General features: G+C 40.3%; 12 protein-coding genes. All 12 read left to right on the forward strand.

What is annotated here, in order from left to right; all coding sequences use genetic code 11:
* Positions 1-4 precede the first annotated feature (4 nt).
* The 12 genes from ACK8HY_RS17750 (at position 5) to ACK8HY_RS17805 (ending at position 13,442) form a co-directional block, all read left to right on the forward strand.
* Positions 5-919, forward strand: a complete 915-nt coding sequence (locus ACK8HY_RS17750) for a substrate-binding domain-containing protein (RefSeq protein ID WP_416134367.1) — start codon at positions 5-7, stop codon at positions 917-919.
* A gap of 199 nt (positions 920-1,118) precedes the next feature.
* Entirely contained in the window at positions 1,119-1,778 is a 660-nt protein-coding gene (locus ACK8HY_RS17755) for a lysophospholipid acyltransferase family protein (RefSeq protein WP_416134368.1), read from the forward strand.
* A complete protein-coding gene (locus ACK8HY_RS17760) occupies positions 1,760-2,518 on the forward strand; it encodes an ABC transporter ATP-binding protein (RefSeq protein ID WP_077437853.1) in 759 nt (252 codons plus the stop codon). Before ACK8HY_RS17755 ends, ACK8HY_RS17760 begins: the two co-directional genes overlap by 19 nt.
* A 123-nt stretch (positions 2,519-2,641) precedes the next feature.
* Positions 2,642-2,863, forward strand: a complete 222-nt coding sequence (locus ACK8HY_RS17765) for a DUF2795 domain-containing protein (RefSeq protein WP_028072584.1) — start codon at positions 2,642-2,644, stop codon at positions 2,861-2,863.
* Between the two features lie 80 nt (positions 2,864-2,943).
* Positions 2,944-3,411 (forward strand): hypothetical protein, encoded by a 468-nt coding sequence (locus ACK8HY_RS17770; protein ID WP_077437854.1) that lies wholly within the window; start codon positions 2,944-2,946, stop codon positions 3,409-3,411.
* Positions 3,412-3,800: 389 nt separating this feature from the next.
* The gene (gene trpD / locus ACK8HY_RS17775) at positions 3,801-4,790 is read left to right on the forward strand and encodes an anthranilate phosphoribosyltransferase (protein WP_077437855.1); all 990 of its coding nucleotides are present in this window, start codon (positions 3,801-3,803) and stop codon (positions 4,788-4,790) included.
* Between the two features lies 1 nt (position 4,791).
* Entirely contained in the window at positions 4,792-5,418 is a 627-nt protein-coding gene (locus tag ACK8HY_RS17780; protein WP_077437856.1) for a phosphoribosylanthranilate isomerase, read from the forward strand.
* Complete coding sequence (gene trpB / locus ACK8HY_RS17785) at positions 5,415-6,599, forward strand: tryptophan synthase subunit beta (protein ID WP_416134369.1); 1,185 nt, start codon at positions 5,415-5,417, stop codon at positions 6,597-6,599. The genes ACK8HY_RS17780 and trpB overlap by 4 nt, the downstream gene beginning before the upstream one ends.
* 3 nt (positions 6,600-6,602) lie before the next feature.
* A complete protein-coding gene (gene trpA, locus ACK8HY_RS17790; protein ID WP_416134370.1) occupies positions 6,603-7,364 on the forward strand; it encodes a tryptophan synthase subunit alpha in 762 nt (253 codons plus the stop codon).
* Positions 7,365-7,514: 150 nt separating this feature from the next.
* Entirely contained in the window at positions 7,515-9,980 is a 2,466-nt protein-coding gene (locus ACK8HY_RS17795; RefSeq protein WP_416134371.1) for a phosphocholine-specific phospholipase C, read from the forward strand.
* 350 nt (positions 9,981-10,330) lie between these two features.
* Positions 10,331-10,750, forward strand: coding sequence for an HYC_CC_PP family protein (locus tag ACK8HY_RS17800; RefSeq protein ID WP_416134372.1), 420 nt, complete (start codon positions 10,331-10,333; stop codon positions 10,748-10,750).
* 103 nt (positions 10,751-10,853) lie between these two features.
* On the forward strand, positions 10,854-13,442 hold the full coding sequence (locus ACK8HY_RS17805; RefSeq protein ID WP_416134373.1) for a TonB-dependent receptor domain-containing protein: 2,589 nt from the start codon (positions 10,854-10,856) through the stop codon (positions 13,440-13,442).
* Positions 13,443-13,469: the final 27 nt, after the last annotated feature.

The raw sequence follows: 13,469 nt of genomic DNA on the forward strand, positions 1-13,469 counted from the left end.
ATAAATGAAAAAGCTAGTCCCATTCACCCTCGCTATGGCCTTGTTCGTATCGATAAAAACTAAGGCCCAAGAGCATCGTTTTGATCCACCATGGAACAACCCGCCCGAATCAGCTCTGAATTTTACAGTTCCGGGAATAGACAATATCCCAGATCTATACGGCGATATTGAAAATCCACAGTTAACCGTTTTCTTTGCGGGCAATCAGTTTATGGTCGTTGACGATCTATTAACATCTTTCAAACAGGAATATCCCCAATACAAACGGATTTTTGTAGAGACATTGCCTCCGGGAATTCTGGCCAAACAGATCAAAGGCGGTTCTATTACCATCGGTAATCTACGCATCACGCATAAACCCGATATCTATACGGCAAGCAAACGTGCAATTAACGAGATGGCAGATTATTTCAGTCATACCCAAACCTATTGTTACAACAATATTTGCCTGATGGTCCCCCAGGGCAACCCTGCAAATATCAAAACATTGAACGATCTGGGCAATTCGAATGTGCGCATTAGCATGCCCAACCCGCAATGGGAAGGTATAGGTGAACAAATCAAAGCATCGTATAAAAAAGCTGGTGGCGAACAACTGGTCAGGAAGATTATGGAAGAAAAAGTAAAGGACGGAAGCACGTATTTGACAAAAATACATCATCGTGAAAGCCCGATGCGTATCCTTTATGCCCAAGCTGATGTGGCTCCGGTCTGGACATCTGAAGTTGTCTATCAAAAATTGATCGGTCATCCAGTAGAAGGCATTACAATTCCTGACAGTCAAAATACCACAGCAACTTATGTAGCCGCAAAGCTAAAAAATGCACCGCATGCTCAGGCAGCGGATGATTTCCTGAAATTTATGGATTCTCCTACAGCCAAGCAGATCTACAAGAAGTATGGCTTTACAATAGACTAAAAAAAGAAAATGGATAATTAATTATCCATTTTCTTTTTTTACTTTAGGTCAAAATTAGCTGAATTGTATGGTTCTATTCCTTAAAAAACTTCATCGCTATTGGTATTTTATCAGTGTTCTACTTGTTTTCCTCGTTTTATTCCCCTATATCTATTTTTTAGCTCAGCAGCCAGAAAGGAATTATGCTCGGATTGCACGGATGAGACGCTGGGTTTCGATCGGTGGATCGGCCTTAGCGGGTGTATTTTTTAAAGTAAGTTACGAATCAAAAATGGACTGGAACAGGCCAATGGTGCTATGTCCCAATCATACCTCAGTGCTCGACATCACAGCACTTACGTACTTATGTCCGATCCCGTTTTCGTTTATCGGCAAAGCTTCTCTTCTTAAAAATCCCGTTACCCGTATATTCTTCAAAACCATAGATATTCCTGTCACAAGGAGGAGCAAAGTTTCTTCTTTTAAAGCATTTCAACGGGCCAACGAACTTGTCCAAAGTGGCCGAAGTGTCGTTATTTTTCCGGAAGGAAAGATAGATGATGGATTTCCACCTCAAATACATGCTTTTAAGTCGGGGGCTTTTCGTATTGCGGTACAAAATGATGTGCCTGTAGTACCAATCATCATTGAGAATGCATGGGATATTTTCTTTGATGACGGCGCTAAACGAGGATCGCATCCGGGAATTGTTAAAGTGCATGTTTTCTCGCCTATCGAAACAAAAGATTTTGACGACAACAATGCAACTGAGCTGGAGAAAATTGTTTATGACAAAATGCATTCCTATTGGATTATGAAGAATAAATCGTATTTTCATCAACCAGAGAACGTCCAAAAAATATGTCAGGAAAGATACTAATCGAAATCAAAGATATTGCGCGTGAATACCAAATTGGCTCGGAAACAATTCATGCGCTCAGTTCGGTTACACTCAATATCCATAAAGGAGAATTTGTAGCACTTATGGGTCCCTCGGGGTCTGGAAAATCTACGTTAATGAATATTCTAGGTTGCTTAGATACGCCAAGTAGAGGTGAATATATCCTCAATGGAATTAATGTAAGTGACATGTCAGAGGATGAACTCGCTGAAGTAAGAAACAAGGAAATAGGTTTCGTTTTTCAAACATTCAATCTACTCCCTAAGAGTACCGCACTGGAAAATGTGGCACTCCCATTGATCTATGCGGGATACAATAAGACCAAGCGTGAAGAAAAAGCCAGCAGCGCTTTGGAAAGTGTTGGATTGGGACATCGTATGGATCACAGGCCCAATGAGCTCTCGGGCGGACAACGTCAGCGGGTGGCAGTAGCCAGAGCCCTGATCAATGACCCCTCCATCATATTAGCTGACGAACCTACAGGGAATCTTGACACAAAGACATCTATTGAAATCATGGGTCTACTCGAAGAGATCCATTCCAAAGGGAACACCATTATCCTCGTCACACACGAAGAGGATATTGCTTTGCATGCACACCGTATTGTACGCATGCGTGATGGCTTAATAGAAAACGATTATCCCAATCCCGATATCAAATCCGTATCGCCACGATTAAATGCGCTCAATGAAAAAGGGAGCGACTTTGAGAACATCTAGAAAATATTATTTCATTATAAATCAAACACTTATATTATTTACACAAAAATAACAGTTGATTTACTTGTTTAAGTTAAATTAAATGATAGTTTTGCGAAAATAGAGAACTTAAATTGTTTTTATATGTATTGGACATTAGAATTAGCTTCGCATCTAGAAGATGCACCATGGCCAGCAACAAAAGATGAATTAATCGATTACGCTATTCGTTCGGGTGCACCAGTTGAGGTGATTGAAAACTTACAATCTCTTGAGGATGACGGTGAGCCATATGAAAATATTGAAGAAATTTGGCCCGACTATCCAACAAAAGATGATTTCTTCTTCAATGAAGATGAATACTAGAAAATAAAAAACGCCTTTGATGAAAGGCGTTTTTTATTTCAGGGAATTAATCCATTGCCGTACAATTCAGTCTTAAACGTATGAAAATAAAAGTAAAGGTATTGTTGTTAACGTTTGTAAGCTGTATACTTTGTATATCCCTAAGTGCACAGGAAAAACCACTTAATTCCGAAAATATTGCCGTATTAAAGAAGTTTGTATATCGTCTAAACGATACTAACCTTGCAACGGATATCATTTTAAGCCAGGATTTATTAACGACAAAAAATCTAGATGAAGATCAACAGGAATATCTGCTAGCTAGCATAGACGAAATACGAATCAACGTGCAGAGCAAGGATATCAGTAAATTAGAATTCATCAATTTTTTACAGGCTGGCCGGAAAGAAACATACGATATAGACCTTGAAGGAATAGATCCAAAGCAAGTCTATTTTGTTAGATATCTCAATCGTTTTGTTTTTGCTGCTGTTATTCGTGACAAAAAAATAGCCTCTTTTACCCTGGTTTCCAAAGGAAACAATAAAGCACATTTTGTATTCTATTAATCCATAATTGCCCTTATTAATCGGTTACTTAGCAGATTGAACCGCTCTGATTATCTCAATATGTATGACAGAACAGTCTTCTGTTTCCCGGCATTAAGTAAGCCCAAGGCATTCAGCTTATTTCCGGTCTTCAAAACAGCTCGTTTGAAAGCAATTTTAACCGCAGGGATCTTTCTTAAAAATTTTTCAATAAAAACACTTGCATTTTAAAATTCTATCAACCATATTTGTATTAACAAAAAAAGAAATGATAATAACTGTATTAAATAAAGCTTGGTGGTGGCACGACGAATAACGTTGTGGCAAACACCTATTGCATTATTTGATATATACATCAAGATATGATGGGCTTGCCTGAATAAGGTAAGCCCTTTTTATTTAAAAATATTATGAAAGAAATTTTAGCCCATTTATTCGAATACAAGACTTTCTCGCGACAAGAAGCTTATGAGATCTTGACCAATATTGCCAAAGGTAAATACGACAGTCATCAAATCGCCGCGTTTATGACAGCTTATGGCATGCGCAGCATTCGGGTGGAGGAACTTGGTGGATTTCGGGATGCCATGTATGACCTCTGTCTCAAACTGGATTTTGAAGGATACAATTTGATCGACCTATGCGGTACGGGTGGTGATGGCAAAAATACATTCAATATTTCTACGATTGCTTCTTTCGTGACAGCCGGAGCGGGCTATCAGGTAGCAAAACATGGTAATATAGGTGTATCATCGAGCTGTGGTTCTTCGAATGTAATGGAGTATTTAGGTTATCAATTTACGAATGACAAAGCTGAGCTGCGGCGTCAGCTCGATGAAGCCAATATCTGTTTCTTGCATGCGCCTTTGTTTCACCCAGCAATGAAAACAGTTGCTCCGATACGTCGCGCCCTAGGAGTAAAAACGTTCTTCAACATGTTGGGACCATTGACAAATCCGGCCAACCCGAAATTTCAATCGGTTGGTGTATTCAGCTTGGAGCTTGCTCGTTTATATGGTTATTTATACCAAAATACAAACAAACAATATTCCATTATCCACGCGTTGGATGGCTATGATGAAATATCGATGACCGGAGATTTTAAGGTCATCAACAATCAGGGTGAAAATTATTATAATATGGAGGATCTGGGCTTTAGCCCTGTTCTTCCACAGGAACTTGCAGGTGGGGACAGCATCGCAGAGGCCGCACAGACATTTTTAGCTATCTTGAATAATGCAGGCACGGATGTACAGAATAATGTAGTTTTGACAAATGCGGCATTTGCCATAAAAACATTTCATCCGGAAAAATCTTTTGGTGACTGTTTCTATGAAGCTGAAGAGTCACTCATGACAGGAAAAGCACTCAAAAGTTTCAAAAAAATAACAAAACAATAAAATGGCAGTAAAGATAAAAGTTTGTGGCATGAAGCATCCTGACAATATCGCCGCTGTAACTGCCCTTGATATCCATTACATCGGGTTTATATTTTATGAAAAATCCAAACGATTTGTTGGCAATACCAGTCGGGAATATATAAAAGGGGTTAAAGGAGTCACCAAAGTTGGTGTCTTTGTAAACGCAAGCTTACCGGAAATTTGTCATAAAATAGACGAATTCAATTTAAATGCGGTTCAATTACATGGAGATGAAAGCCCTCAATTTTGTGAGGAACTTAAACAACATACTGCTGTAACCGTGATCAAAGCTTTCGGTATAGACCAAAATTTTGATTGGTCAGTATTGGACGCTTACGTGGGAGCTGTAGACTTTTTTTTATTCGACACCAAAAGCAGTTCTTACGGCGGCACCGGTATGCGATTTGACTGGTCCTTATTGCATCAATACAAACTCGAGCGCCCTTATTTCCTTAGTGGTGGATTAGATGTGGACAGTGTCGAAGATGCTTTACAAGCAAATGATCCCAGGTTATATGCCTTGGATCTTAATTCAAAATTTGAAGTAGAACCAGGATTAAAAGATATCGATCTTTTGGCCCGTAGCATAAATAGTATTAAAAAATGAGTATATATCAAGTCAATGAAAAAGGATATTATGGTCCATTTGGTGGTGCCTATATCCCCGAGATGCTCTATCCCAATGTGAAAGAGCTCCGTGAGGAATATCTCAAGATAATCGAAGAGAAAAGTTTTCAGGAGGAATTCAATCAGCTACTCCGTGATTACGTAGGACGCCCCTCCCCTTTGTACCATGCGAAGCGACTGTCTGAAAAGTATGGTACGACGATCTATCTTAAACGTGAAGATCTCAATCATACTGGAGCCCATAAAATCAACAATACCATCGGGCAGATCCTCTTGGCCGAGCGTCTTGGAAAAAAAAGGATCATTGCGGAAACAGGTGCCGGACAGCATGGTGTTGCTACGGCTACAGTCTGTGCATTAAAAGGAATACAATGTGCTGTCTATATGGGAGAAATTGATATCCAAAGACAGGCTCCCAATGTGGCACGAATGAAAATGATGGGCGCAGAAGTCATTGCTGCTACCTCAGGTTCAAAGACACTTAAAGATGCCACAAATGAAGCGCTGCGTGACTGGATCAATAATCCTGTGGATACACATTACATCATTGGTTCTGTCGTGGGCCCACATCCTTACCCTGATATGGTTGCCCGGTTCCAATCCATTATCTCCGAAGAGACGAAAAAGCAGTTGTTAACAAAAACCGGAAAAGAGAATCCAGACATCGTATTAGCCTGTGTCGGTGGCGGCTCCAATGCTGCGGGGATGTTCTATCATTTTTTGGATGATGAATCTGTACAGCTATACGCTGTGGAAGCTGCTGGACATGGTGTAGACTCGGGTGAATCAGCTGCTACGACAGCTTTGGGGAAAGAAGGTGTATTGCACGGGAGCCGATCCATATTGATGCAAACGGAAGACGGTCAGGTCATCGAGCCTTACTCCATCTCTGCAGGACTTGATTACCCCGGTATCGGACCGCAACATGCTTGGCTATTTAAATCCGGAAGAGGAAAATATGTTAGTATTACAGATGATGAAGCGATGCGTGCTGGACTGGAGCTCACTCGGCTGGAAGGTATTATCCCCGCAATAGAAAGTTCACATGCACTAGCCTATTTATCGAAAATTCCTTTTAAGGGTGATGAAACCGTTGTGGTTTGTTTATCAGGGCGCGGCGATAAGGATCTTGATAACTATATGAAATACTTTGATTTTTAAAGCATGAATACGATTGAAAAAAAAGAAGGAAATCCCCTTCTCTCGATATATTTTACAGCAGGATATCCTGCACTGGACAGTACAATTCAGATCGCCAAGAAACTGGAAGAAGCAGGTGCAGACTTTTTAGAAATAGGTTTTCCCTATTCTGATCCTGTTGCGGACGGACCTGTTATCCAACACAGTTCAGAAGTTGCTCTGGCCAATGGAATGACTGTCAAAAAATTATTCGAACAGTTACGTGAACTACGCCAACATGTAAATATCCCGGTCTTCCTCATGGGTTACGTCAATCCAGTGATCCAATTCGGCGTAGAGAAATTCTGTGAAGAGTGCAAAAATGTAGGTGTAGACGGGGTTATTATTCCTGATCTTCCAATGTATGAATACGAGGATCTCTACAAAGAAACTTTTGAAAAAAACGGTATCGCGAACATCTTTATCGTAACGCCACAGACTTCAACGGAGCGCATCCGAAAAATAGACAGCCTATCCAATAGTTTTATCTACTTATTGTCCTCCAATGCCACAACGGGAAAAACACTGGATGTGGGCGAAGATACTAATGCTTATTTCAAGCGGATACATGATCTTCAGCTGAAAAACCCTTTGATCGTGGGATTTGGGATTTCAAACAAAGAAGCCTTCAAAAAAGCAAGTCAATATACCGCAGGAGCAATTATCGGCAGTGCATTTGTAAAAAAACTTGGAGAAAAGGACTATATGGATCAAATCCCTGATTTTATAAAATCGATAAAGGAGTAAAATCTATTTGATTTTGATGATTTAAAAGAGCGTTCAGTCGAAGGTAACAATTCCTTCACTGAACGCTTTGTATTTTATAATTACCTCATAAAAACCAATATTTGAAAAAGCATCCGTTTTTGATGTATGACGAACCGAATAAACTAACATATGGACACACGAAGAGATTTTTTAAAAAAGGCGGCCATGCTTGCCGGAGGAGCCTCACTTTCACAGGTTATTCCTTCCGCTATTGCAAAAGCAATGGCCATCAACCCAGCTTTGGGGAGCACCTTTTATGATGCCGAACATGTGGTTCTACTGATGCAGGAAAATAGATCTTTTGATCACGCTTTTGGCACATTACGAGGCGTGAGGGGCTTCAATGATCCGAGGGCAATCCGTCAGCCAAACAGACACAAAGTATGGTTACAGACGCAAAAAACAGGCGAAACATATGCCCCTTTCAGATTGGACATTAAGGATTCAAAGATTACCTGGATGGGCTGTCTGCCCCATAACTGGACCGATCAAACCGATGCCCGAAACAATGGAAAGATGAACAAATGGCTAGACGTCAAGCATTCGGGATTTAAAGAATTCGCAGAACTTCCATTAACGATGGGACATTATATCCGGGAGGATATTCCATTCTATTATTCACTGGCGGATTCTTTTACAATCTGTGATCAACATTTCTGTTCGAGTATTACAGGTACAAACCCCAATAGACTCTATTTTTGGACAGCTAATATTCGCGAAAATCTAAACGGAAAGGCATTGGTATGGAACGGTGATTCAGAATTCAGTGGTAAAGCAAACTGGAAAACCTTCCCGGAACGTCTTTCGGAACTTGGCGTAGACTGGAAAATATACCAAAATGAGATTTCTTCAAGCAGTGCCGGATACAGTGGCGAAGCCAATGGTTGGTTAGCGAATTTTGGATGCAATCCCATGGAATACTTCCCACAATATCAGGTCAAATATAGCCCTCGTTATAGAGAACTACTTGCACGGAAAAAAGAAGAACTGGAACAGCAAATAGCCGCAACGACAAGCAAAGATAAGCTTGATAAGCTGCATAAGGAACATCAACATGTGCTAGAAGAGCAGCAACAATACAGCGCAGAAAACTTCGAAAAACTTGATGAACGAACAAAAGATATCCATCGTCGTGCATTTGTGAATAATAGTGCGCAACCTGATTACATGGAGCTCGAGACGATGCAATATCAGGAGGGTGACCAGCAACGGGAGCTACAAATCCCGAAAGGCGATGTCTTATATCAATTTAGAAAAGATGTTGAGGAGGGGAAACTCCCTACTGTCTCCTGGCTTGCACCGCCGCAGCTTTTCTCAGACCATCCTGATTCGCCTTGGTTTGGGGCTTGGTATGTGAGTGAAATCATGGATATCCTCACACAAAATCCAGAAGTCTGGAAAAAGACAATCTTTATTCTTACCTATGATGAGAATGACGGTTATTTTGATCACTTCGCTCCATTTACGGCCCCTAATCCCTACGAAGCCGATAGCGGTAAGGTATCTACCGACATAGACCCCAAATTGGAATTTGTCCGCCGTGATGAACAGTATTATCCAGAAAGTGGCAGAGAAAGTAATATAGGTCTCGGATATCGCGTCCCGCTGATCATTGCTTCCCCATGGACAAGAGGTGGCTGGGTAAACTCACAGGTTTTTGACCATACCTCAAGTTTACAGTTTTTAGAGAAATTCATCAGCCACAAAGTCAATAAAGAAGTCAAAGAAACCAATGTCAGCAGCTGGCGACGTACCGTTTGTGGAGATCTCACCTCTGTTTTTAGACCTTATCATGGAGAGGTAATCAAAAAGCCATTGGTACTGCAACGTCAACCGTTTATCAAAGAAATCCATCAGGCAAAATTTAAAGGTCTTCCGATGGGATTCAAGGCATTAACTGCCGATGAGATCGAACAGATCGAGAAAGATCCCATCGGCTCGCCCTATTTTCCAAAACAGGAAGAAGGGCTTCGCGACTCCTGTGCATTACCCTATGAGCTTTATACGCATGGGGAATATCTATCCGATGGAAAGTATCAATTGACATTTGAAGCATCTAATAAAATGTTTGGTAAACGCACTGCAGGTGCTCCTTTTACGGTATATCATAGCATGCCCTATAAGGGAGAGATTGGAACTTCCCGTAACTACGCTGTATCAGCAGGCGACAGCCTATCAGACAATTGGTCTATCAATGCATTTGATAACGGATTATTCCAGCTCGATATACACGGACCAAATGGGTTTTACCGTATGTTTAAAGGCGAGGCCAAACATCCAAATATTAAAATCCGTTGTACTTATGAAAAAAGCAAAGACGAAAACTCCTTTACGGGCCGTCTTTTGTTTACCTGCATTAATCAAGACAGTAGAACTCATCGTCTCCTAATCGAAGATCTCAGCTATGGGAAGGACAAAAAAGAAGTCCAACTCAAAAGTGGTGAGTCAACAACAATTTCGTTCGATCTTTCCAAACAGAGTTTTTGGTATGATTTCCGCATTAGCTGCAAAGATTACAGTGCATTCCAAGAGCAATATGCTGGTCGTATAGAAGCTGGGAAAATCGGAAAAAGTGATCCTTTATTAAGCAGATAGCAACAATATAAAGTCGAGGTTATTCATAAAAAGAATAGCCTCGATTATCTGTGATTCTCAAATCAAAAATCATTAAGGCTGAAATTTTTTATTTTCATAAATTATCCACGACAATAGCGTGAATTTTCGATATTATTCTTGTATACGACGAATAAGGTGGTAAAATCCTTTGTACAGTAAAACTGCACCAACAATCAAAAAAACAGCTAATAAATATAAACTGATAGAGTTAATAAATAATAGACACATCATAACGGTAATTTTTGGTTTTTCATTTCTTATGTACAAGTTATAACATTTATCCAAAATATTACAAAAAAAAAATACAAATTTTCTCTACTTTTGTCAGGATGAGGAAAATCGCATTGTTTATCGGCTTATTTTTTTATTTGCTTACAGCAAGCGGTGCAACCCTACATTTGCATTTCTGTCAAGGAGAAGCACAAAGTGTATCATTAAGCCAAGATCAAACGGTCCATTGTCCGCTGTGTGCCAAGTCAGAAAAAAAACAGCAGAACCACTGTCATCAGGAAGGTAGTTGCAAGGACGTAACCATCGCTGCCCAAAAGGTAGATGATTTCAACAGATTATCTCAGACACTCAATTTCAATCATTTTTCTCCGGCGATTATTACACTTCACTGGATATATGATTATTACCAATTTTCTGCAGATGAGGATAGTTCATCCAAATTAAGCACAAATCAGAACACCTTCCTACGTAGATACAGTCCTGCTGTATTTATTCTCAACCAGAGTTTCAGAATTTGATTTCCTAATTTTTTGATTTTTAATCAAAATACACGTCGAAGAAATTACCTTCGACCTTACATGCTATGCACGTTTTTTTTAGCCCGTACATTATCAAAAAACTATGAATCAATTTTTTAAAAAAATATATACAACAACCCTCTTATTGTTATTCTCCTTCGCAATTGTGCAAGCACAAAGCGATAGCACCCGAACGCTTACTGTAGCGGGAAATTGTGCGATGTGTAAAAAAAGGATAGAAACCGCTGCAAAATTACAAGGTGTTGAAAGCGCAGTCTGGAATGCGAGCGATAATTTGCTACATCTGAAATACAATGCACAAAAAATTGAACTGGAAACAATCAAAAAGAATATTGCCCAAGTCGGACACGATGTAGACAATCTGGTTGCAAGTGACGAATCCTATGCAAAGCTTCATGAATGTTGTATGTACCCCAGATTGGAAAACGGACAAGTTCCCGAAAAAAAGGCAGTACCTACCGAAGCTGGACATCATGATCATCCACATACCGTGACAGGTGTTGTTGTCGAAGAGAATGAAAAAGGGGATCTAAAACCTATCGTTGGCGCAAATTTACATTGGGCGAATCTGCCGAGCAGAAACACCCAAAGTAATGAAAATGGCGTATTTAAATTAGAACACAAAGAAGGTTTTGACAAACTGGTCGTTAGTTACGTCGGTATGAAATCTGATACAATTACGATTAAGGACCTACATGAGGTTGTTATGATTACAGCCAAAGGGAATGTCTTGATGGAAGTTGAAGTCAAAGGAACACGTCGGTCCAATTATATTGATCGTATGACACCTGCAAGGCTGGAAGTTCTGACAGGAAAAGAGCTATTTAAAGCCGCATGCTGCGATTTAAGTGAAAGCTTTGAGACCAACGCCTCTGTGGATGTGATCAGTGCCGATGCGGTCACTGGTAGTAAACAAATTCAGATGCTGGGCCTAAGCGGTATATACACCCAATTGACGGTGGAGAACTTACCGGGACCACGCGGTCTTGCGTCGCCACTCGGATTGAATTCTATCGCTGGTACCTGGATTGAGTCTATTCAAATTGCCAAAGGAGTAGGTTCTGTAGCCAATGGTTACGAAAGTATGGCCGGTCAGATCAATGTTGAACTGAAAAAACCACAAAATTCCGAGAGGCTGTTTTTTAACGCTTATGCCAATAACATGGGACGTACTGATGTGAATTTAAACCTTTCACAAAAAATAGGTGCACATTGGTCGACTTCAGTGTTATTGCATGACAACTTTATGTACAATAAATCCATGAACTTTAGCCACAATGGGTTTAGGGATGTGCCCGTTGGTAATCTTTTCTCGGGCGTGAACCGTTGGCTGTATGAGAATGGTAAAGGTCTGATGGTTCAGTTTGGTGTCAAGTATTTAAACGATGATCGTACCGGAGGGCAAATAGACTTTGACAAAAAAACGGATAAGGGAACAACAAATCGTTATGGTCTTGGTTTTGACATCGAACGTATTGAAGGTTTTGCTAAAATCGGTTATGTCTTCCCGGAAAACAAACACCGCAGCATCGGCCTACAATTGGCAGGTTCCAACTACAATCAAAAAAGTTATTTTGGACTAAAAAACTACAATTCTGAGCAACAGAATGGTTATGCAAACCTATTGTTCCAGGATATTATAGGAACTGTAGCCCATAAATATCGTATTGGAGCCTCCATCAACTACGATAACTACGATGAATGGTATTTGACAGATCAAAATTTCAAACGTAAAGAGGTTGTTTCAGGTGCATTTGCAGAATATACCTTCAGTCCATCCGAAAAATTTGATGCAGTAGTAGGCCTACGTCAGGATTACAATTCATTGTATGGATGGTTTACCACTCCACGGTTGAACTTACGCTACGCCCCTATTGCCGGAACCACATTCCGTGCAAGCTCCGGTAGAGGCCAGCGTACAGCAAATATCTTTGCGGAAAACACTGCCGTTTTGGCCAGTAGCAGAAAACTGATCATTCAGTCCCAGGATATATATAATAAAGCTTACGGTCTGCAGCCGGAAGTATCCTGGAACACAGGAATAGCGGTAGATCAAAACATGCGCATCTTTGGAAGAGAAGCTTCCGCCTCTGTCGAATTTTTTCACAACAGCTTTTCCAATCAGGTTGTGGTCGATTATGAAAATCCAAGAGAAATCAGTTTTTACAACTTAACGGGAAAATCATTTTCAAACAGCTTGCAGACCGAATTCCGGTTTATGCCTGCCCCACATTTCGAAACCAGATGGGCCTACCGCTTACTGGATGTTCAGACCGACTTTCAGAGTGGAAGGAAAACCAAACCTTTGTTAGCTAAACACCGTGGTTTTGTTAATTTAGCGTATAATCATCACTCGGGATGGAGCTTGGATTATACTTTAAATGTTGTTGGGTCAAAACGTATACCGTCGACAATGGATAACCCTGTTGAGTATCAGATGCCAAGCGAATCTAAAACCTATGCTACGATGAACGCGCAGATCAGCAAAACATTTGGAAAGGATAAAAACTTCACTGTTTATTTAGGTGGCGAAAATCTTTCAAACTATTTCCAGAAAACCCCTATCCTTGCGGCAGATCAGCCTTTTGGAAATTACTTCGATACCTCGATGTTATGGGGACCTTTAACAGGTCGGATGTTTTATACCGGGGTACGTTATTTCATAAAATAGTACTGATTTAACATAAAAAAAGCGGCT

The sequence above is a fragment of the Sphingobacterium sp. NGMCC 1.201703 genome, from assembly GCF_047784615.1.
GTDB lineage: Bacteria > Bacteroidota > Bacteroidia > Sphingobacteriales > Sphingobacteriaceae > Sphingobacterium.